The following is an 18,581-nucleotide window of genomic DNA, read 5'->3' on the forward strand; positions in this document are numbered from 1 at the left end:
TCCGTTTTAATTATCGAACTCAGTATGAAAAAGAAAACTAATACGCCGTCTGTTGAATCTCAACAAGAAGCACTGAAGATAGCCAAAGCGACTCAAAAGCCAGCTCAAACCAAAGAACAAACCAAGTTGATTGCTCAAGGTATCGAGAAAGGCATCGCACTGTACAAGAAACAGCAAAAAGAGCGCAGTCGCCAAGCCGACAAAGCAAAAAAGCGTGTACAGAAAGAGAAACAAACTCAACAGACTAATCAAGACCAAGAACAGAATGTCGACACGAGTGTTGAAACAACATCAAATCACGGCAACAAATTACCGTGGCTACTACTGATCGCTAGCTGGATAGGCTTCGCGATTTATTTGATGAAATAACAGGGTAATCGTATGAAAAAGGAATTAATCGCTTTAGCTATGAGTGGTGCATTGTTAGGTTGCACGACACCAACATCAATACCTCATAGCGAAGCTGACAAAGTGCAAATGGATTACCACGGTGTGATTAATATCGAGCAATGCGAGTATAAAGGGGAAGTCACAGGCAGCGAAGGCCATTGGTACAGCTACCTGTTTTACCCGAATGACACATTGATTCAAGGCGCCATGAATGAACTCAAGTCGAATACGATTGAGCTAGGCGCAGATACCGTGATATTCACACTTCCCCAAGATTTTTCGACTTCCGTGACTATGTTGGGAACTGCCTATCTGTGTAGGTAAATAGAAACGTAATGGGGTAGCTCACCATTCACATTAGCGAGATGCTCCCTACTATTTCTATTCTAAAAAAAGAAAGCCAGCTTTCGCTGGCTTATGCACTAAATCCAAGGCTTGTTGCTATATCGCCTTTACGCTGGATAACCCATTGACTGTCAAATGGCCCCCAGTCGGATAACTGGTAATAGCCATCATTATGACGTCGCCCATCTTGAACAAACATAAGTTCGATACCGATCCCCGGTAACGCCTTGAGTACATCTTGAATAGTACGACGAGGCCACCCCGTTTTTTCGATGAGTTTAGGCACATTTGGCCTATCAAGGCTTTCCACTAACAATGCTAAATATAGCCGCCTTGCAAAAACAGGACTCAACTCCATTGACACCTCCTATATATGTGCAGCTCAATTATTTCTTTTTTCGCTGACAACATGTTGAGGCTGATCAATAAGTCTCCAATAGTGACATTTTCTTACGCTTTTTTTTCACTCTATGAAATATTCATCACTCTATTTTGTCTGAGTTGCCGCTTCCTGATAGGATTCAACTCATAACAATGAAATAAAATCACTCAAAGGAAGAATAATGACTATCACCATGTTTGGTATCCCAAATTGCGACACCATTAAAAAAGCAAAGAAATGGCTCGAAGCTGAAGGTATCGAGTTCGAATTTCACGATTATCGCAAACAAGGCATCACAGAAGAGCTAGTAAAAAGCTTCTGCTCTGAGCTAGGTTGGGAGCTTGTGCTAAACAAACGTGGTACGACTTATCGCCAACTTTCTCAAGAACAGAAAGACACCCTAACAGAAGAAAAAGCGGTGACTTTGCTTGTTGAACAACCTGCAATGATCAAGCGCCCAATCTTAAAAGTTGAGGGTAAGCTTCACATCGGATTTAAAGCCGACCAATACGCGACTATTTTTGCTTAGATCGTTGTATTGACATAGACAGACAACAGGACGTTGATCATTGAATCAGCGCCTAAAAATTAATGACTAGACGTTTTATTTAAACAAGGAATTCAAGGATGACAGATAGCCCAACTTTGGCTCTGGCAAAAGACCTAATCAGCCGTCAATCGGTAACACCGGAAGATGCAGGCTGCCAAGACCTGATGATTGAACGCTTAAAAGCACTCGGTTTTGAAATCGAAGTGATGGTATTTGAAGATACTACCAACTTCTGGGCTCGCCGCGGTACTGAAGCGCCTCTGTTTGCTTTTGCAGGTCACACTGATGTGGTACCTGCAGGTCCAATCGAACAGTGGAATACAAAGCCATTCGAACCGACTATCGTAGACGGTTTCCTACATGGCCGTGGCGCTGCGGATATGAAAGGCTCTCTGGCTTCAATGATTGTTGCTGTCGAGCAGTTCATTGCCAAACACCCAGACCACACAGGCTCAATAGGTTTCTTGATCACTTCAGATGAAGAAGGCCCTTTCATCAACGGTACAGTACGTGTTGTTGAAGCATTAATGGCACGCGGTGAAAATATCGATATGTGTATCGTTGGTGAGCCATCAAGCACCGAGTTCGTGGGTGATGTCGTTAAGAACGGCCGTCGTGGCTCTATCACTGGCGACCTAACGATTAAAGGCACACAAGGCCATGTTGCCTACCCTCACCTTGCGAATAACCCGGTACACAGCTCTCTGCTTGCAATCAACGAGTTGGCAACGACTGAGTGGGACAAAGGTAATGATTACTTCCCACCAACCAGTTTCCAAATCCCAAATGTAAGCGCAGGTACAGGCGCGTCAAACGTGATTCCTGGTGAGTTTAATGTTCAGTTTAACCTGCGTTTTAGCACAGAGTTAAGCAACGACATCATCGTTGAACGAATCACAACGACGCTCGATAAGTACGACTTCGAATACGACCTGAAATGGACCTTCAATGGCGACCCGTTCTTAACAGACGCTGGTTCATTGCTTGATGCTATTGTCGATGCTGTCGGTCACGTGAATGATGTTAAGCCTGCACTGCTTACCACAGGGGGGACATCTGACGGTCGCTTTATTGCGCGCATGAAAGGACAAGTGGTAGAACTAGGTCCTGTGAACGCGACGATTCACAAGGTTAACGAATGCGTGAAAGTGGCTGATTTAGAGAAGCTAACTGACATGTACGAAAGAACATTAGTGAACCTGTTCGCTAAATAGTTCTTTCATTAGCGATTCATAGCATCTAATTATTGAGAGACACGTTATGACACCAGAGCAGCTAACCGGACAATCAGATTCTCATCTAGAACCTAGCCTCATTGGCAGCAAAACCTTCTTGGTTCACAGTGAGGTCAAAGATGACCTAAACAATTTGATTGAAGCTGCTCAACTTGCTGGTTTCAAAATGGAAATTGCCAGTGGCTTTCGCGACTACGCAAGGCAATCTCTGATTTGGAACCGTAAGTTTTCTGGTGAAGTGCCAATATTGGATTCAGAGAGCCAACCACTTGATGCTTCAACACTCAGTGAACATCAGAAATTGTCGGCAATCCTGAGATGGTCTGCCCTTCCTGGAGCGAGCCGTCACCATTGGGGTTGTGACTTTGACGTCTTTGCTCGAAACGACTTACCTGAAGGCACACAGCTGCAATTAGAGCCATGGGAATACCTTACTGGCCACCAGCAGGCATTTTACCAATGGCTATCTGTTCACGCTTCGCAATTTGGGTTCTTTTTCCCTTATAGCGAAGACCTCGGCGGTGTGGCGGTCGAACCATGGCATATCAGCCATCGTAAAGTATCAGAGTCGTGTTTATCACAGTTATCTCCGACTTTACTTGGCAAGCAACTCCAATCTAAGCCAATATTAGGGTATGAGATTATTATGGAGCAGCTAGACGAGATCTACGCGCGCTTCGTAGCGAATATCAGTCATTAGGAGCGCTTATGTTGGAGTGGCTTACAAACCCTTGGGTTATCATCATCATCGTGGTTAGCGTTGTGGTGGGTAACATCGCAGCGCTCAAACAGACCGCCAATATGGATCTGACGGGTCGTGGTAAAACTGAGCGAGACTTAGATAAGCTCAATCGCTTGGATAAACTTAACCAAGAGAAAGCTGAAAAAGAAGAATCCAAAGACAGTAAAGACGCATAGCCTTTTTGCTTTGGCTAATCAGCTTGATTGATCAATATAGCCTGATGACAACGAATACAAAAAAAGAGGACACAGTGTGTCCTCTTTTTTATATGCTTGAGCTAATCACAGAACTGATTTAACTCCGCTCTGTGACGGCTTAAGTGCGACTACTCAGCTTTCGCTTCTTTATCATCTTTGGTTTGGTCAGCAATATGCGCCAGTACCGGAACCATTGATTTAAGCAGCTCTTCTTCTACTGGCTTACCTGATGCATCCGTTACGTTGATTGACGTACGGTTGCCAAGGTCACCAAATAGGAAGTTGTAAGTGCCTGGCGCTAAGTCGATAGGCTGTAGGCCAATTTCTTCCCAGAACTCATCATCTGGTGCTGCGTACTTCGCCTTCACCGTACCCTGAGATTGATTGCGTTCTTCAAGCTCAAAGCCCATTTCAGGCAACAAACTAGGCAGGCGCTGCCAGAATACATTGTATGGTGTACGAGCAATAATCACAGGGAAACCACTACGGTCAGCACCCATTGAGATTGGGATACGCTTCACCAACTCTTGCGCTTTCAGCTCCGCTTCAGCACGAAGGTTCTCATCGTACTTAGCCATAACTAGGTTAGTAAGGAACGCGTTGTAACGCTCTTTATTGGTTGCCGTTACCGCTTTCTCTTCAGTACCTTCACGCCAATCAATCAGGTTAATCTTGAAGCCATGACGGTTGTTCGCTTGGAAACGAGACATTGAGTAGCGGCTGCCAATCTCTACGTCTTCATCTTCAGAAACCCAAGTTACCCAATCGGTCTCAATCTCATTCTCTGATTGCTCACGAATACCAATACCACGCTGAGCCAGCATATCTACAGCCGTTTGCCACACGCGATCTGCCTCTTCAGCACGAAGAAGCCATAGTGTCACTTCACCGTTTTGACGCTCAGCACGAGCACCCGGGATCAGTTCAAGAACCTGTTGCGGTGGACGAATATCCACTTCACGACCTGTACCACCACTGAATTCACCGCTTGGGATGTCAAAATTTGGGTAGAACTGAGGCTGAGCATCTTCAGGCAACTGCCATTGTGAAAACTCAGGTGTTTCTAAGTATTCGAAATCATCTTTGGCTTGGCGACGTTGAGTCGGGCTGCCAGAACATGCTGTAAGAACGAAAACAGCCAGTGACCCAATCACTAGCTGGTGAGAATACTTCATTTATACTCCTAAATGCCGAAGGTTCGCTTCGGCATCACTTCATACGTTTTAGTAAATGCACGCTTCAGTCATTGCTTGAGCAACAACAGGTTGAGCTGGCTCTGACAATTCAGTCAGCGGTAGACGTAAGCCACCTTCAGCAATCAAACCCATTTTATGAACCGCCCATTTTACGGGAATAGGGTTAGACTCAACGAACAAATTCTTATGTAGAGGCATCAAACGCTCATTGATCGCTTCTGCTTCTTCAAACTTACCTTCTTTCGCTAGCTTGAACATGGTTGCCATATCAGCGGCTGCAACATTATTCGTTACAGAGATCACGCCATCGCCACCACGCTTAACAAATTCTAGACCTGTTAAGTCATCACCACTTAGTAAGATAAAGTCTTCGCCACAAAGTTCACGGTGAATTGCAATTCTGTCGAGATCACCCGTCGCATCTTTCAGTGCAACGATGTTTTCGATCTCAGCAAGACGAGCAACCGTTTCTGGCAGCAAGTCTACCGCAGTACGACCTGGAACATTGTATAGGATTTGTGGAACGTCACTGACTTCAGCAATAGCTTTGTAGTGTTGGTACAAACCTTCTTGAGTCGGTTTGTTGTAGTAAGGCGTTACGCTCAGGCAACCAGCAATACCAGAACCATTCAACAAACGGCTGAATAGAACAGATTCATGAGTTGCATTTGCGCCTGTACCAGCGATAACGGGAATACGACCATCAGCAAATTCAACGATCTTATTGACGACTTTGACATGCTCTTCAATAGTGAGTGTTGAAGACTCACCTGTTGTGCCAACCGCAACCAGACCATCACTACCTGCAGCAACATGGTGCTCAACTAACTTTTTAAGGCTGTCGAAATCCACTTCACCATCTGTATTAAATGGCGTAACTAGCGCAACGATACTTCCTGAAAACATGTCTATCTCCCTTAATTTATTCTTTTTGCATGTTACTGTAAGCCAATCAATAAACACAAGACATTAAAGTGGCTTACCGGCAACATCTGCATTAAATATTGTCGTATGTTTGAGGTAAAACGACTTCTAACGGCGTTCTACCTAGAATTTGGGTAACCTGCGCTCAATCTAGCGGATAGCACACCACTGGATGTCAGTAACAAGTAAGCTGTGCTCTCATCACTCTATCTCATTTTTTAACGCGCTCAATATTCTTATCATTGGTTACATGTTCGAAGCAAGGTCGCTCATAAAAAGCCCCGTACGCACGCTTATTCCACGAGCTAACTGTGCTAACATGCATGAATCAATGGAATATAAAGAGACGTGATTTTATGACTCAACATCTAGTAATCACAGCTGTGGGCACTGATCGCCCAGGTGTATGCAACCAAGTGGTTCATTTAGTCACCCAATCAGGCTGTAACATTATTGATAGCCGTATCGCCCTGTTTGGCGAAGAATTTACGCTTATCATGCTGCTGTCTGGAAAGGCAAACAACATTACCCGCGTTGAAACCACCTTGCCCTTGCTTGGACAAGAGCACGACTTGATTACGATTATGAAGCGAACCTCAACTCATGATGTTATTGAGAACTCTTACACAGTAGAGGTGTTCGTTGAGTCAGACGATAAAATCGGACTTACTGAGCAGTTTACCCAGTTCTTCGCAGACCGAAACATCGGCCTCGATTCGTTAAGTGCACGAACCATCAATAAGTCTAAGGTTCAACTCGACAACGACCAATTCCATATCTCTATTACCGCTTCTGTGCAATCAGAATGTAACTTGATGCAGCTACAAGAAGAATTCGATTCGCTGTGTCAGAGCCTATCAGTCCAAGGCTCGCTCAACTTTATCAAAAACAGTCTTTAAAAAGGAAATGTCATGAATACGCTAACGGCTGGTGTTCCAGCACCTGCTTTTTCTCTTCCAGATCAAGATGGCAATATCGTATCTCTTGGTGACTTCAAAGGTAAAAAAGTACTTTTCTATTTTTACCCTAAAGCAATGACTCCAGGTTGTATTGTGCAAGCGGAAGGCCTGCGTGATATCAAAGCACAACTTGATGACCTAAACGTGGTTGTTCTAGGTGTGAGTGTTGACCCAGTAAAACGTCTACCAAACTTCGTTGAAAAGAAATCTCTAAACTTCATACTGCTATCTGATGAAGACCATAGCGTTGCTGAACAGTTTGGCGTTTGGGGCGAGAAGAAATTCATGGGTAAGGTATACGATGGTCTGCACCGTATTAGCTTCCTAATTGATGAAGAAGGTCAGATTGAACATGTCTTCAACAAGTTCAAGACTAAGACTCACCACGAAGTGGTTCTCGATTACTTCAATCAAGAAGCTTAAGGGCGATTTGAGTGAGTTAATGACTTAGATTCACCACTCTCTAAGGCAAGAGCAGCACTCATTAAGCTAATTATTAAGCTAAGAGCAAAAAGGCCGAACATCATGGATGTTCGGCCTTTTTCTATAACAAGATCAACTACTTTTGATGTTCGGGGTCATCGTCTAATGCGTGACTCGGTAAGGCATTCCAAACCGCCTTAACTAGCGTCGCCAACGGGATAGCAAAGAACACGCCCCAGAATCCCCACAGTCCACCAAACACTAACACGGCAACAATAATGGCCACTGGGTGCAGGTTCACCGCTTCAGAGAAAAGAACCGGAACGAGCACGTTACCATCTAGCGCTTGGATAATACCGTAAGCGAGAAGCAGCCAGTAAAACTGAGGCTCTAATCCCCACTGGAACAAGCCAACAATCGCTACTGGAACAGTCACAGCTGCCGCACCGATATAAGGAATCAGTACTGAGAAGCCAACCGCGACAGCCAACAAGACTGAATAACGCAGATCCAGAATCGCGAAGGTTACGTAACTGACACCACCAACGATTAAAATCTCTAAGACTTTACCGCGAATGTAATTCGAGATTTGCTGGTTCATCTCTTCCCATACTTTGGTCGCTAAACGACGATTTCGAGGAAGTACACCGCTCGCCATTCTGATCATCTCTTCTTTGTCCTTTAACAAGAAGAAGATAAGCAGTGGTACGAGAATCAAGTAAACCGCTAAGGTCGCTAAGCTCACAAGAGAAGCAAGAGAGCCTTTGACAACACTTTCACCAAAACCTAGCGCTTTGTTCTTGGCGTTAGACATAATGGACTCAACGATCTGCAGGTTGGCTAGTTCTGGATAGCGTTCAGGAATCGTTGCAATGAAGTTTTGCAAGCTGCCATACATGCTTGGGATGTCATTGATTAGGTTACCCACTTGTTGCCAAATGGTTGGTACCAAGCCAAAGATCGCAAGTAGCATCACGCTAAAGAACATCATGATCACCAACATCACTGAAGGCGTTCTTGGAACACCGAGTCTTTGAAGCTGGGTAACAGGCCACTCAAGCAAATAAGCCAACACAATTGCAACCAAGAGTGGCGCAATTAGGTGACCAAAGAAGTAGATCGTAATAAAGCCGAAGAGAATGATGGCAACCAAACTGACAGCGTGGGGATCAGAGAAACGTCGTTTATACCAACGATTGACCATTTCAAGCATCTGACTGCAATTCCTTTTTAGTGACGAGGAGATGATGGTAATTAGAGCAAACCTCAGTGACGACGTCATAGGCTTGCTTAGACAAATAAGTAACAATATCTTTCATCGAGCTGTTATCAGAGACATAAATTGACAATGACTGCCCTACTTCTAACTTTACACTGTGACGCTTGGCTAATAATAGCGCCATTGGACAGCGCTCTTGGCGTAAATCTAGAATATTAGGTGTCATTCTTGAGCTCGATGCTTATTATAAGGGTCGTATTGTAATCTGTTTTTGAAAACGCGCCATCATTCATTCATCTTCCTTCATGATAGCGCACGCACTTGGCAAAGGTTAAATCAGATAAAGAACCAATTTCCATTGCACTTGTCTTACTGTCAGAAGAAACGGAGTATTACTGACTAATATGTTTAAACGCGCTCGCTCAATTGCTTGCTTATGCATCGCAGCTACATTAAGCACCCCAACTATGGCGAATACCAATAGTTTGGAGCTACCAGATATCGGTACCGCTGCTGGCGGCACACTCACTATCGACCAAGAGCTTATCTATGGTGATGCCTACATGCGCATCATCAGAAGCAGCCAGCCTATCGTAAACGACCCAGTTCTAAACCTGTATATTGATACGCTTGGCCATCGTCTGGTCGCGAACGCAAATGATGTAAAGACACCTTTCCAGTTCTTTATGATCCGTGACCGCAACATCAACGCCTTTGCTTTCTTTGGTGGTTACGTTGCTTTGCACTCAGGTCTGTTCCTGCATGCACAATCTGAAAGTGAACTGGCTTCTGTATTAGCGCACGAAATCGCGCACGTAACCCAACGTCACTTAGCGCGTAGTATGGAAGACCAAGCGCGCCGCTCTCCAGCAACCATTGCAGCCCTTGCGGCGTCTGTATTGCTGGCGATTGCAGCTCCTGAAGCCGGCATTGCAGCCCTAACGGCAACGACTGCGGGTAATATGCAAAGCCAAATCAACTACACCCGTAGTAATGAAAAAGAAGCCGACCGCTTTGGTATCAACACGCTAGCAAAAGCTGGGTTTGATGTGAATGCGATGCCACGTTTCTTTGGCCGTTTAGCTGATGAATATCGCTATGCGAGCACACCACCGCCAATGCTACTGACTCACCCATTACCAGAAGACCGAATTACCGATTCACGTGCTCGTGCTCGTAGTTACCCGCCACTGAAACTGGCTCCGTCTCTGGACTACCACCTAGCAAGAGCCCGCATCGTTGCGCGCTATGCTGGCATTAATAATGATGCTGCTCTTGATTGGTTTGAGCGTCAGCTGAAGAAAGCTCCTAAAGCTTTGGTTCCGTCATTAGAGTATGGCCAAGCTCTGGTTTACCTAGATTCAAAAAAATTAGACAAAGCAGAGCCGATTCTGAACAAGCTGATTAACAGTGACCCAACCAACCTGTTTTATCTAGACGCTATTTCGGATCTGCACATCGAGAAGAAGCAGCCTGAGATTGCAATTAAGGAACTTAAATCGGCACTGGTTCGTCAACCAAATAACCCGGTTCTGACCATTAACTACGCCAATGCACTGATTGAAAATGAAGACCTACAGGAAGCCGTTCGCGTTTTGCAACGTTACACGCACGATAACCCGAACGACACCAATGGCTGGCACCTACTTTCAAAAGTAAATACGAGCCTTGGTAATAGCGACGAAGAACTGGCTGCTCGTGCAGAAATTTTGGCTCTGCAAGCCAACTGGAACAAAGCGATTCAGTACTACACGCAGGCAAGCCAAATCGCAGAGCTTGGCAGCCTAAAACAAGCACGCTACGACGCTCGAATTGATCAGCTAATGATTCAACGAGAACGCTTCTTGTCGCTACAATAATATGTTTACTGGTAACAGCTCGTTGCCAGAATAAAAATAAAGCTCAACTGTACACAAAAAAGAAGTCACCTCTAGTGGCTTCAGCTAAACAATTAAATCAAAAATAATAATGAGGAAGAACCATGTCTGTCGTGATTTATCATAACCCACGCTGCTCAAAGAGCCGTCAAACTCTAGAAGTGCTTCAAGAAAACGGCGTACAGCCAGAGGTAATCAAATACCTAGAGACTCCGTTAACAGTTGAACAGCTGAAAGTACTGTTCACTCAGCTTGGTTTTGACAATGTTCGCGACATGATGCGCACCAAAGAAGCGGACTACAAAGAAGCAAACCTTGGTGATGCTTCAGTTAATGATGAAGATCTTTTCGCCGCGATGGCAACCAATCCAAAACTGTTTGAGCGCCCTGTCGTTGTCGCGAACAACAAAGCAAAGATTGGTCGTCCACCAGAGCAAGTGCTAGAGATTCTGTAATCCAATATGAGCATTAACATTCTTGTTCTTTACTACAGCCGCCACGGCAACACACAAGCTCTAGCAAGGCAGATTGCACGAGGGGTTGAATCCATCCCGAACTGCGAAGCCATGCTAAGAACGGTGAACGATGTGTACACAGTAGAAGAGCAGCCTGATTCGCGTTATCAACCAACCGATCCTTTTGCATCTTTACAAGAGCTTCGATCTTGTGATGGTTTGGCGCTAGGCAGTCCGGTTTGGTTTGGCAACATGGCCGGGCCAATGAAGCACTTTTGGGATAGCACGACATCAATGTGGATCAATGGCGATCTCATCGATAAACCAGCTTGTGTCTTTACCTCTTCTTCATCACTGCATGGTGGTCAAGAGACGACACAGCAAAGCATGATGTTGCCCCTGCTTCATCACGGCATGCTGGTCGTAGGCATCCCCTACTCAGAACCTGCACTGCACACCACGCAAACCGGTGGTACGCCTTATGGTGCAAGCAGTACTGGAGAGAGCGCTTCGCTTAGCAAAGAAGAGATTGAGTTGGCGCAAAACCTAGGTAAACGCCTAGCGCGCATCGCGTTAAACCAGAAGGGAATTTCTCAATGATGTATATGCCAGAGAAGGCTATGTCTCCCAAAACCAAGCTATTTCGCTACCTTGCTTTAGCGGGCAACTTGTCACTTTTATTCTGGGTGGTGGCTTGGCAGATGACGCTTTCACCGCACCCTCATCTCAGTAATGTCACACTGGCGATTGCTTGGGCTATCCCACTGTTGCTGCCATTACCGGGTATTTTAGCAGGTAAGCCTTATACGCACGCTTGGGCAAATTTCGTTTTGATGCTCTATTTCCTACACGCATTAACTATTTTGTATGTAGACGATGGTGAACGCTTGTTAGCGGCTGTAGAACTGCTTCTGACGACTCTAGGTTTCGCGGGCAATATCTTATTTACTCGCTTTAGAGCCAAAGAGTTAGGCATCAAGTTGAAGCGTCTTTCTGAAGTAGAAAAGAGAGAGAAAGCTAAGTTCGAGCAATAATATTGAACCCATGCTTTTAAACTGACCGCTTACAAACAAAAAGCCCCGCGAGATTGCTCTTGCAAGGCTTTTTTCATGTTTTCATTTCAATCAGTCATGTCAGCTGACAATTATGAGCGAACCCACTCGTAGACCAAGCTTGGCTTAGCATGTACTGGCGCAGTGATGGTTAGATCTTCCGTACTAGAATCCTCTAACGTTGCGTCAGGCGTGAGCTCAGCATCATCAGACACCTCGTTTCCCTTAATCACTTGCACGCCTGAGTCAGTTTCGTCACCAGCGACTTCAGCAGCGTCTGTTGAATCATCACCTACAGACATTGTGTTGTCTTGAGTTTCAAATTCAGGACTCACTTCAGGCTCAATGTAAGATTCTTCAACCTTCGCAACTTGGCGAATACTTGCTACTTCTTGCTCAAACTCTTGTTGAGTCGACAATAAGTGAATTCGGAAAGTGACTTCGTTGTTCTGAATCTTCAGGATATCTAGGCTTGCCACCGAGTTTAGACGCTTAAGTGCGTTCTCCAACTGGAAGAAGTCTTGAGCATTATTCAGGCTAATAAACTGCGTTAAAATCGATTCTGATGACTCACTCGCTACCGTCACAGCACTTTTGCCTGCGTAGTAGTTACTGATTTGGTCGACTAACTTCTTAGAAGTCGTTGCGCTGTTACCTAATAAAGAACCACTTACAGGCGATGTTGGTGCGCTCGTCAATTGACTTGGCTTTTGATCGTATAGAGCCCAACGTAGGCCTGAAGATTGAGCCTTTATCACCAACACAGCATCAACAGGGTAACGCTGACTCGCTTTACTGATTGGCGTAACAAAGCTACCCCACAAATCAGAAGTCGCAATACCCGTAATATCGTCAAAGTCACCCACAGGCAGCGTTAGAGGCAAGCCACGCTCTTTTGCGTTCGCTTGTAAGCTAGCTGCTAACTGTGAGTTAGAGTGTTCCCATACGATGTTCTTGTCGTAGTTGTCCTCTTCCACCAGCCAAACAAGGATGTTTGAACGCGTGTCAGGCCAGTAAGGTAACTGTGCTTGAGTCAACAGAGAACGGATTTGAGCACCGTTAAAACGCATACGCAATGTTGATTGGTCATTGCTTTCGCCAAAACTCATTTGAGACATGTACTGCGAACTCTTGCGCATCGCCTTTTGAATCGTCTCATTCGAAGCGACATCAGTTTGGCCAGTCGCACGTATCAATACCTGCTCCATACCTGTATTTCTTGCCACTTGTTCTGGCTGTTTGTCTTCAGCGTTAATCGCAACTTCAGCACTAAAAATATCTACTTGAGTTAAGGCATAACTCGGAGTGGCTAATAGTCCCATCAACAACAATGCTATGTAGCGCATACTGATCCTAATATTCAAATCTTGTGCCTAGATGATAAGCAACTATGGATTGAGGGGCAAGGTCGTTAGCGCCCACTGTGTTTAATAACCACAAAATATCACCTGGCCATGATAAATCGCTCACTTATAAACTGAATTTCTAGGGCTTAGATGGATATAAAACATCACTAAGATAAATAAATTTGATCTATCAGGTGTAGCAATCGATTGCTAAGTGATAGAATCCCGCGAATTTTATTTTTCACTTTTCATATAACGACCATTTTTAAGGACATATCATGAAAAATGCTTTGCAAGGTGCGCAAATGCTGTTCGTAGCTTTTGGTGCGCTTGTACTCGTGCCGCTACTAACAGGACTTGATCCTAACGTTGCACTCTTTGGCGCAGGTATCGGTACCCTTTTATTCCAACTTATTACACGCCGTTCAGTGCCAATCTTCTTAGCGTCTTCTTTCGCATTCATCGCGCCAATCATGTTTGGTATTCAAACTTGGGGTGTAGGTGCAACCATGGGCGGCCTTATGGCTGCGGGTGTTGTGTATGTACTAATGGGCGCGTTAATTAAAGTTCGTGGCGTTGGCTTCATCCATAAACTGCTTCCACCGGTCGTGGTTGGCCCTGTGATCATGGTTATCGGTTTAGGCCTTGCGCCTGTTGCGGTTAACATGGCGTTAGGTAAGACAGGCGATGGCGCAGTTCAGCTTGTTGATGCAGACGCTGCACTGTGGATCTCTTCGATTTCACTGTTAGTGACCATTGTCATCAGTGTGTTCTCGAAAGGCTTCCTTAAATTACTGCCAATCTTCGGTGGTATTGTTGCGGGTTACATCACTAGCTTGGTTTATGGTGCAGTCGACTTCACACCAGTAGCGCAAGCATCTTGGTTAGCTCTGCCAAACTTCACAGCGCCAGAGTTCAACATCAACGCTATCTTCTTTATGGTATTTGTTGCGATTGCACCTGCTGTTGAGCACGTAGGTGACATGCTTGCTATCTCTAACGTGACCGGTAAAGACTACCTTAAGAAACCTGGCCTACACCGCACTATTACTGGCGACGGCGTGGCAACCATTGCTGCTTCAATGCTGGGCGCGCCACCAAACACAACCTACAGTGAAGTAACTGGCGCGGTAATGCTGACCAAAGCATTCAACCCAGTGATCATGACTTGGGCAGCGGTAACAGCTATCGTTCTGGCATTGGTCGGTAAGCTAGGCGCACTACTTCAAACGATTCCGGTTCCTGTAATGGGCGGCATCATGATTCTACTGTTTGGTTCTATCGCAACCGTAGGCTTGAATACTCTAATTCAAAACAAAGTTGACCTGCACAAATCTCGCAACCTTGTGATTGTGGGCATTACCTTAGTCTTCGGTATTGGCGGCATGGCATTTGGCATCGGTGACTTTAGCCTACAGGGCGTAAGCTTATGTGGCATCGTAGCGATTCTACTTAACCTAGTACTTCCAGATGAGCTAGGTGACAACACTGTGGTAGATAAAGCTCAAATCGATTAATGAATCGATAAGGCTAGATTCAAAAGAATCACAACCAAACAAGATCAAAAAAGGGAGAGCATCGAATGCTCTCCCTTTTTATTAATACAGTTAATTCAGCGAGTTAAGGAACTGTTTAGGGTCACTTAAGCTGAAACCGAATTACTTAGTACCGAAGATCTTATCGCCAGCATCGCCAAGACCAGGAACAATGTAGCCCTTGTCGTTTAGCTTCTCATCGATTGCAGCCGTGTAAAGCTCAACATCTGGGTGCGCTTTTTCTAGAGCAGCGATACCTTCAGGAGCAGCAACAAGCACAAGAATCTTAAAGTGCTTACAACCTTTCTCTTTCATCAGGTCGATAGTCGCGATCATAGAACCACCTGTCGCAAGCATTGGGTCTACCACTAGAGCAATACGCTCATCGATGTTAGATGCAAGCTTGTTGAAGTATGGTACTGGCTCAAGTGTTTCTTCGTCACGGTAGATACCAACAACGCTGATACGTGCACTTGGGATGTGCTCAAGAACGCCGTCCATCATGCCTAGACCAGCACGTAGGATTGGCACTACAGTTACTTTTTTACCTTTAATTTGGTCAACTTCTACTGGACCGTTCCAACCGTTAATCGTCACACGCTCAGTTTCAAAGTCTGATGTCGCTTCGTATGTTAGAAGGCTACCCACTTCTGTCGCTAGCTCACGAAAACGCTTAGTGCTAATCTCACCTTCACGCATCAGGCCAATTTTATGTTTTACTAGCGGGTGTTTCACTTCAACAACTTTCATTTCCAACTCCGGCAATATTTAAACAAACCTGTAGATTATACACGAACTCTAAGGTTATTTCAGAATCTTTATTCTAATAAAAAAAACCGCGCAAACGTTTGCTCTTGGTAATCAAGCCCTGTTAGAATAGCGCCGTTTTCACATCCAACTTAAGTTCGAGGACTATCCCGTGAGTGGTAATACTTCTTCTCTAAGCTACAAAGACGCTGGTGTTGATATCGACGCAGGTAATGCACTAGTAGACCGTATCAAAGGTGCTGTTAAACGCACTCGTCGCCCTGAAGTAATGGGCGGTATTGGTGGCTTTGGCGCCCTATGTGAACTTCCAACGAAATACAAAGAGCCGGTACTTGTTTCAGGTACTGATGGTGTTGGTACTAAACTTCGCCTTGCTTTGGATCTGAAAAAACACGACACCATTGGTATCGATCTAGTGGCAATGTGTGTGAACGACTTAATCGTTCAAGGTGGTGAGCCGCTATTCTTCCTAGACTACTACGCAACAGGTAAGCTAGATGTAGATACAGCAGCAGACGTTGTTTCTGGTATTGCTGAAGGCTGTGTTCAAGCTGGCTGTGCACTAATCGGTGGTGAAACTGCTGAAATGCCAGGCATGTACGAAGGCGACGACTACGATGTAGCTGGCTTCTGTGTTGGTGTTGTAGAAAAAGCTGACATCATTGACGGCACAAAAGTAGCAGCAGGCGACGCACTTATCGCTGTTGGTTCAAGTGGTCCACACTCAAACGGTTACTCTTTAATTCGTAAAGTTCTAGAAGTTTCTGGTGCTGATAAGAGTGAAGAACTAGAAGGTCGCACTATCGGTGAGCACCTACTAGAACCTACTAAGATTTACATCAAATCAGCACTTAAGATGATTGCTGAGCATGACATTCATGCTATCTCGCACATCACAGGTGGTGGTTTCTGGGAAAACATCCCACGCGTACTTCCTGAAGGTACTAAAGCAGTCATTGATGGCAAGAGCTGGGAATGGCCTGCTATCTTCAACTGGCTACAAGAGAAAGGTAACGTGGAGACATTTGAAATGTACCGCACTTTCAACTGTGGTGTAGGCCTAGTTGTTGCTCTACCTAAAGATCAAGCAGACGCTGCTGTCGAACTACTGAAAGCTGAAGGCGAAAACGCTTGGGTTATCGGTGAGATCGCAAACGCTGAAGCTGGCGAAGAGCAAGTTGAAATCAAATAAGTGATACGCTCACTTACTTAGTTAATCAATGAGGACCTAATGGTCCTCATTTTGCTATTTAGCCCGCAGAAAACCTTAGTTTATGTAGGTACATTGTAAACAGTTCAGTTAATCAATCGTATGACCCACTCTATGAAAAACAATCACTCAAATAAAACCAGTCACTCTAAGAAAAACATCGTTGTGTTAGTTTCAGGAAGCGGAAGTAACTTACAGGCAATTTTAGATGCCTGTGATAGCAATATGATTGATGCTTCAGTTAAGGCTGTCTTCTCAAACAAAGCAGAGGCTTTTGGATTAGAACGAGCGAAAACCGCAGGTGTTGACGCACATTCAGTCAATCCAAAAGACTTTGGTTCACGTGAAGAGTTCGATCATGAATTGATGATTCAGATTGATGCATACCAACCCGATTTGCTCGTACTTGCGGGATACATGCGTATCCTGAGTTCAGAGTTTGTTCGTCACTATGCAGGGAAAATGGTCAACATTCACCCTTCCCTGTTACCTAAGTACCCAGGCCTACACACCCACCAGCGTGCCATTGATGCACAAGATAAAGAGCACGGAACTAGCGTCCACTTTGTGACCGAAGAACTTGATGGTGGCCCTGTGATCTTACAGGCTAAGGTACCGGTATTTGAAGATGATGATGCTGATATGCTGGCAAGCCGAGTGCTTACCCAAGAACACTGCATTTACCCTATGGTCTGCAAATGGTTCGCAGAAGATCGTTTATCAATGCTAAATGGGCAGGCTGTCTTAGACGGTAAGGCATTAAGCAAACACGGTTACGCAGAAGAGTAATTCGTCAGAAACTAAATCAAATCAAATCAAAAAAGGCCGCTTACTGATTCATTAGTTCAGTAAGCGGCCTTTTTTATACGGTTCAAATAATACTATTCGGGATACTTAGCTCAGCTCAATGGTTCAGTTGGCGCTTGGCTTGCTACCTTCTTCGGCGCATAAGCGACATCTTCCAATGCTTTATGATTGTTGCCAATCAGCTCACCAAAATGAAACAGCGCGTATTCGCCCGGCTTCATTCTAAACCACTCTTCATTGTCTGTTAGAGGCTGAGTTGCCACCACTGTAACCACATCATTAGGCGTAGTTTCTTCCTGGAAGTTAATCTCAACATCTTCATCAATCAGGCTCGCTTTACCAAAAGGTGCGCGCCTTGTTATCCAGTACAAATGGTTGGTGCAGTAAGTCATCACATACTCACCATCACTGAGTAACATGTTAAATACGCCTTTCTCACGCAGCTTGTCACAACACTCAGCCACAAAGCGGAACATACCTTCCATATCTTGAGGTGGTTCCGGGAAACGCTCTTCAAGTTGTTTGAGTAGCCAACAGAAAGAGAGCTCACTGTCTGTCTCGCCAACCGGTCTGAAACGACCACTAATCAGATCGTCGTAATCCGTTAATTGACCATTGTGAGCAAAGGTCCAGTATCGCCCCCAAAGCTCACGAGTAAAAGGGTGTGTATTTTCTAGATTAACACCACCACGGTTCGCTTGACGGATATGACTGACAACGGCTTGGCTTTTAATTGGGTAGTTTTGAACCAACTCAGCGATCTTTGATTCACAGCTAGGGTTAGGATCTTTAAATGTACGAAAACCCTTTCCCTCATAGAAGGTAATACCCCAACCATCGCGGTGCGGGCCAGTATTGCCTCCACGCTGCATAAGACCAGTAAAGCTAAAACAAATATCAGTTGGCACATTCGCGCTCATACCGAGCAATTCACACATGGTTTAATCTACTCCCTGTTAAAACCAATGG

At 45.0% G+C, this 18,581-nt stretch carries 23 protein-coding genes; 15 read left to right on the forward strand and 8 right to left on the reverse strand.

The features are described from left to right. The first annotated feature begins 24 nt into the window (after positions 1 to 24). The gene (locus tag HRQ85_RS14125; RefSeq protein WP_172379893.1) at positions 25 to 369 is read left to right on the forward strand and encodes a DUF2956 domain-containing protein; all 345 of its coding nucleotides are present in this window, start codon (positions 25 to 27) and stop codon (positions 367 to 369) included. Positions 370 to 381: 12 nt separating this feature from the next. Next, positions 382 to 714 carry a DUF4156 domain-containing protein gene (locus HRQ85_RS14130; protein WP_172379894.1) on the forward strand — a complete coding sequence of 111 codons (333 nt, stop codon included), beginning with the start codon at positions 382 to 384 and terminating at the stop codon, positions 712 to 714. A 91-nt stretch (positions 715 to 805) separates the two neighbouring features. Here the strand turns inward: HRQ85_RS14130 and HRQ85_RS14135 are convergent, their stop codons facing one another. Next, positions 806 to 1,093, reverse strand: a complete 288-nt coding sequence (locus HRQ85_RS14135) for a winged helix-turn-helix domain-containing protein (protein WP_004734273.1) — start codon at positions 1,091 to 1,093, stop codon at positions 806 to 808. Between the two features lie 205 nt (positions 1,094 to 1,298). Here HRQ85_RS14135 and HRQ85_RS14140 point away from each other — a divergent pair, with 205 nt between their 5' ends. The 4 genes from HRQ85_RS14140 to HRQ85_RS14155 all read left to right on the forward strand — a co-directional run bounded on the left by HRQ85_RS14140 (position 1,299) and on the right by HRQ85_RS14155 (position 3,820). After that, the gene (locus HRQ85_RS14140) at positions 1,299 to 1,646 is read left to right on the forward strand and encodes an ArsC family reductase (protein WP_172379895.1); all 348 of its coding nucleotides are present in this window, start codon (positions 1,299 to 1,301) and stop codon (positions 1,644 to 1,646) included. A gap of 98 nt (positions 1,647 to 1,744) precedes the next feature. Next, positions 1,745 to 2,881 carry a succinyl-diaminopimelate desuccinylase gene (dapE, locus tag HRQ85_RS14145; RefSeq protein WP_048616137.1) on the forward strand — a complete coding sequence of 379 codons (1,137 nt, stop codon included), beginning with the start codon at positions 1,745 to 1,747 and terminating at the stop codon, positions 2,879 to 2,881. A gap of 46 nt (positions 2,882 to 2,927) precedes the next feature. Further along, the gene (locus HRQ85_RS14150) at positions 2,928 to 3,602 is read left to right on the forward strand and encodes a M15 family metallopeptidase (RefSeq protein ID WP_172379896.1); all 675 of its coding nucleotides are present in this window, start codon (positions 2,928 to 2,930) and stop codon (positions 3,600 to 3,602) included. Positions 3,603 to 3,610: 8 nt separating this feature from the next. Continuing rightward, positions 3,611 to 3,820, forward strand: coding sequence for a DUF2897 family protein (locus HRQ85_RS14155; protein WP_048606545.1), 210 nt, complete (start codon positions 3,611 to 3,613; stop codon positions 3,818 to 3,820). Between the two features lie 149 nt (positions 3,821 to 3,969). Here HRQ85_RS14155 and bamC read toward each other — a convergent pair whose 3' ends face one another. Together bamC and dapA are read right to left on the reverse strand one after the other, a co-directional pair. Continuing rightward, positions 3,970 to 5,016, reverse strand: a complete 1,047-nt coding sequence (gene bamC, locus HRQ85_RS14160) for an outer membrane protein assembly factor BamC (RefSeq protein ID WP_172379897.1) — start codon at positions 5,014 to 5,016, stop codon at positions 3,970 to 3,972. 48 nt (positions 5,017 to 5,064) lie between these two features. Continuing rightward, positions 5,065 to 5,943 (reverse strand): 4-hydroxy-tetrahydrodipicolinate synthase, encoded by an 879-nt coding sequence (gene dapA / locus HRQ85_RS14165; protein ID WP_050644965.1) that lies wholly within the window; start codon positions 5,941 to 5,943, stop codon positions 5,065 to 5,067. A gap of 374 nt (positions 5,944 to 6,317) precedes the next feature. Here dapA and HRQ85_RS14170 point away from each other — a divergent pair, with 374 nt between their 5' ends. Both HRQ85_RS14170 and bcp read left to right on the forward strand, forming a co-directional pair. After that, positions 6,318 to 6,860 carry a glycine cleavage system protein R gene (locus HRQ85_RS14170; RefSeq protein ID WP_017060705.1) on the forward strand — a complete coding sequence of 181 codons (543 nt, stop codon included), beginning with the start codon at positions 6,318 to 6,320 and terminating at the stop codon, positions 6,858 to 6,860. Between the two features lie 12 nt (positions 6,861 to 6,872). Continuing rightward, a complete protein-coding gene (bcp, locus tag HRQ85_RS14175) occupies positions 6,873 to 7,343 on the forward strand; it encodes a thioredoxin-dependent thiol peroxidase (RefSeq protein ID WP_172379898.1) in 471 nt (156 codons plus the stop codon). A 136-nt stretch (positions 7,344 to 7,479) separates the two neighbouring features. Here bcp and HRQ85_RS14180 read toward each other — a convergent pair whose 3' ends face one another. Together HRQ85_RS14180 and HRQ85_RS14185 are read right to left on the reverse strand one after the other, a co-directional pair. Next, positions 7,480 to 8,556 carry an AI-2E family transporter gene (locus tag HRQ85_RS14180; protein ID WP_017063383.1) on the reverse strand — a complete coding sequence of 359 codons (1,077 nt, stop codon included), beginning with the start codon at positions 8,554 to 8,556 and terminating at the stop codon, positions 7,480 to 7,482. Next, on the reverse strand, positions 8,549 to 8,788 hold the full coding sequence (locus HRQ85_RS14185; protein ID WP_029235389.1) for a sulfurtransferase TusA family protein: 240 nt from the start codon (positions 8,786 to 8,788) through the stop codon (positions 8,549 to 8,551). The genes HRQ85_RS14180 and HRQ85_RS14185 overlap by 8 nt, the downstream gene beginning before the upstream one ends. 178 nt (positions 8,789 to 8,966) lie before the next feature. Here HRQ85_RS14185 and HRQ85_RS14190 point away from each other — a divergent pair, with 178 nt between their 5' ends. The 4 genes from HRQ85_RS14190 to HRQ85_RS14205 all read left to right on the forward strand — a co-directional run bounded on the left by HRQ85_RS14190 (position 8,967) and on the right by HRQ85_RS14205 (position 11,928). Continuing rightward, a complete protein-coding gene (locus HRQ85_RS14190) occupies positions 8,967 to 10,421 on the forward strand; it encodes a tetratricopeptide repeat protein (protein ID WP_017060710.1) in 1,455 nt (484 codons plus the stop codon). A 122-nt stretch (positions 10,422 to 10,543) separates the two neighbouring features. Next, positions 10,544 to 10,894, forward strand: a complete 351-nt coding sequence (gene arsC / locus HRQ85_RS14195) for an arsenate reductase (glutaredoxin) (RefSeq protein ID WP_172379899.1) — start codon at positions 10,544 to 10,546, stop codon at positions 10,892 to 10,894. 6 nt (positions 10,895 to 10,900) lie between these two features. Beyond that, a complete protein-coding gene (gene wrbA, locus HRQ85_RS14200) occupies positions 10,901 to 11,494 on the forward strand; it encodes an NAD(P)H:quinone oxidoreductase (protein WP_172379900.1) in 594 nt (197 codons plus the stop codon). Next, positions 11,491 to 11,928: a DUF2069 domain-containing protein gene (locus HRQ85_RS14205; RefSeq protein WP_017060713.1), complete on the forward strand. Its 438-nt coding sequence runs from the start codon at positions 11,491 to 11,493 to the stop codon at positions 11,926 to 11,928. Before wrbA ends, HRQ85_RS14205 begins: the two co-directional genes overlap by 4 nt. 110 nt (positions 11,929 to 12,038) lie before the next feature. Here the strand turns inward: HRQ85_RS14205 and HRQ85_RS14210 are convergent, their stop codons facing one another. Next, positions 12,039 to 13,292, reverse strand: coding sequence for a DUF2066 domain-containing protein (locus HRQ85_RS14210; protein ID WP_172379901.1), 1,254 nt, complete (start codon positions 13,290 to 13,292; stop codon positions 12,039 to 12,041). A gap of 278 nt (positions 13,293 to 13,570) precedes the next feature. Between HRQ85_RS14210 and HRQ85_RS14215 the strand changes: the two genes are divergently transcribed. Beyond that, the gene (locus HRQ85_RS14215; RefSeq protein ID WP_050619933.1) at positions 13,571 to 14,809 is read left to right on the forward strand and encodes a uracil-xanthine permease family protein; all 1,239 of its coding nucleotides are present in this window, start codon (positions 13,571 to 13,573) and stop codon (positions 14,807 to 14,809) included. A 141-nt stretch (positions 14,810 to 14,950) separates the two neighbouring features. On the opposite strand, the gene upp is transcribed toward HRQ85_RS14215, so the two are convergent. Further along, positions 14,951 to 15,577, reverse strand: coding sequence for a uracil phosphoribosyltransferase (upp, locus tag HRQ85_RS14220; RefSeq protein ID WP_017060716.1), 627 nt, complete (start codon positions 15,575 to 15,577; stop codon positions 14,951 to 14,953). 169 nt (positions 15,578 to 15,746) lie between these two features. On the opposite strand from upp, the gene purM reads away from it, so the two are divergent. Together purM and purN are read left to right on the forward strand one after the other, a co-directional pair. Beyond that, positions 15,747 to 16,787, forward strand: coding sequence for a phosphoribosylformylglycinamidine cyclo-ligase (gene purM, locus HRQ85_RS14225; protein ID WP_008222945.1), 1,041 nt, complete (start codon positions 15,747 to 15,749; stop codon positions 16,785 to 16,787). Positions 16,788 to 16,919: 132 nt separating this feature from the next. Then, the gene (gene purN / locus HRQ85_RS14230; RefSeq protein ID WP_172379902.1) at positions 16,920 to 17,594 is read left to right on the forward strand and encodes a phosphoribosylglycinamide formyltransferase; all 675 of its coding nucleotides are present in this window, start codon (positions 16,920 to 16,922) and stop codon (positions 17,592 to 17,594) included. A gap of 110 nt (positions 17,595 to 17,704) precedes the next feature. On the opposite strand, the gene HRQ85_RS14235 is transcribed toward purN, so the two are convergent. Further along, positions 17,705 to 18,550, reverse strand: a complete 846-nt coding sequence (locus tag HRQ85_RS14235; RefSeq protein WP_050633987.1) for a class II glutamine amidotransferase — start codon at positions 18,548 to 18,550, stop codon at positions 17,705 to 17,707. Positions 18,551 to 18,581: the final 31 nt, after the last annotated feature.

Source organism: Vibrio sp. Vb339 (assembly GCF_902751245.1).
Lineage (GTDB): Bacteria > Pseudomonadota > Gammaproteobacteria > Enterobacterales > Vibrionaceae > Vibrio > Vibrio coralliirubri.

Excerpts from the sequence above, each read along its gene's own strand:
- HRQ85_RS14180 (WP_017063383.1), bottom strand. The coding sequence starts at position 8,556 with ATGCTTGAAATGGTCAATCGTTGGTATAAACGACGTTTCTCTGATCCC.
- dapA (WP_050644965.1), bottom strand. The coding sequence starts at position 5,943 with ATGTTTTCAGGAAGTATCGTTGCGCTAGTTACGCCATTTAATACAGAT.
- bcp (WP_172379898.1), top strand. The coding sequence starts at position 6,873 with ATGAATACGCTAACGGCTGGTGTTCCAGCACCTGCTTTTTCTCTTCCA.
- HRQ85_RS14185 (WP_029235389.1), bottom strand. The coding sequence starts at position 8,788 with ATGACACCTAATATTCTAGATTTACGCCAAGAGCGCTGTCCAATGGCG.
- HRQ85_RS14135 (WP_004734273.1), bottom strand. The coding sequence starts at position 1,093 with ATGGAGTTGAGTCCTGTTTTTGCAAGGCGGCTATATTTAGCATTGTTA.
- HRQ85_RS14155 (WP_048606545.1), top strand. The coding sequence starts at position 3,611 with ATGTTGGAGTGGCTTACAAACCCTTGGGTTATCATCATCATCGTGGTT.
- dapE (WP_048616137.1), top strand. The coding sequence starts at position 1,745 with ATGACAGATAGCCCAACTTTGGCTCTGGCAAAAGACCTAATCAGCCGT.
- HRQ85_RS14130 (WP_172379894.1), top strand. The coding sequence starts at position 382 with ATGAAAAAGGAATTAATCGCTTTAGCTATGAGTGGTGCATTGTTAGGT.
- arsC (WP_172379899.1), top strand. The coding sequence starts at position 10,544 with ATGTCTGTCGTGATTTATCATAACCCACGCTGCTCAAAGAGCCGTCAA.
- HRQ85_RS14170 (WP_017060705.1), top strand. The coding sequence starts at position 6,318 with ATGACTCAACATCTAGTAATCACAGCTGTGGGCACTGATCGCCCAGGT.
- purN (WP_172379902.1), top strand. The coding sequence starts at position 16,920 with ATGAAAAACAATCACTCAAATAAAACCAGTCACTCTAAGAAAAACATC.
- HRQ85_RS14125 (WP_172379893.1), top strand. The coding sequence starts at position 25 with ATGAAAAAGAAAACTAATACGCCGTCTGTTGAATCTCAACAAGAAGCA.
- wrbA (WP_172379900.1), top strand. The coding sequence starts at position 10,901 with ATGAGCATTAACATTCTTGTTCTTTACTACAGCCGCCACGGCAACACA.
- HRQ85_RS14205 (WP_017060713.1), top strand. The coding sequence starts at position 11,491 with ATGATGTATATGCCAGAGAAGGCTATGTCTCCCAAAACCAAGCTATTT.
- HRQ85_RS14190 (WP_017060710.1), top strand. The coding sequence starts at position 8,967 with ATGTTTAAACGCGCTCGCTCAATTGCTTGCTTATGCATCGCAGCTACA.
- HRQ85_RS14150 (WP_172379896.1), top strand. The coding sequence starts at position 2,928 with ATGACACCAGAGCAGCTAACCGGACAATCAGATTCTCATCTAGAACCT.
- bamC (WP_172379897.1), bottom strand. The coding sequence starts at position 5,016 with ATGAAGTATTCTCACCAGCTAGTGATTGGGTCACTGGCTGTTTTCGTT.
- HRQ85_RS14215 (WP_050619933.1), top strand. The coding sequence starts at position 13,571 with ATGAAAAATGCTTTGCAAGGTGCGCAAATGCTGTTCGTAGCTTTTGGT.
- HRQ85_RS14140 (WP_172379895.1), top strand. The coding sequence starts at position 1,299 with ATGACTATCACCATGTTTGGTATCCCAAATTGCGACACCATTAAAAAA.
- upp (WP_017060716.1), bottom strand. The coding sequence starts at position 15,577 with ATGAAAGTTGTTGAAGTGAAACACCCGCTAGTAAAACATAAAATTGGC.
- HRQ85_RS14210 (WP_172379901.1), bottom strand. The coding sequence starts at position 13,292 with ATGCGCTACATAGCATTGTTGTTGATGGGACTATTAGCCACTCCGAGT.
- HRQ85_RS14235 (WP_050633987.1), bottom strand. The coding sequence starts at position 18,550 with ATGTGTGAATTGCTCGGTATGAGCGCGAATGTGCCAACTGATATTTGT.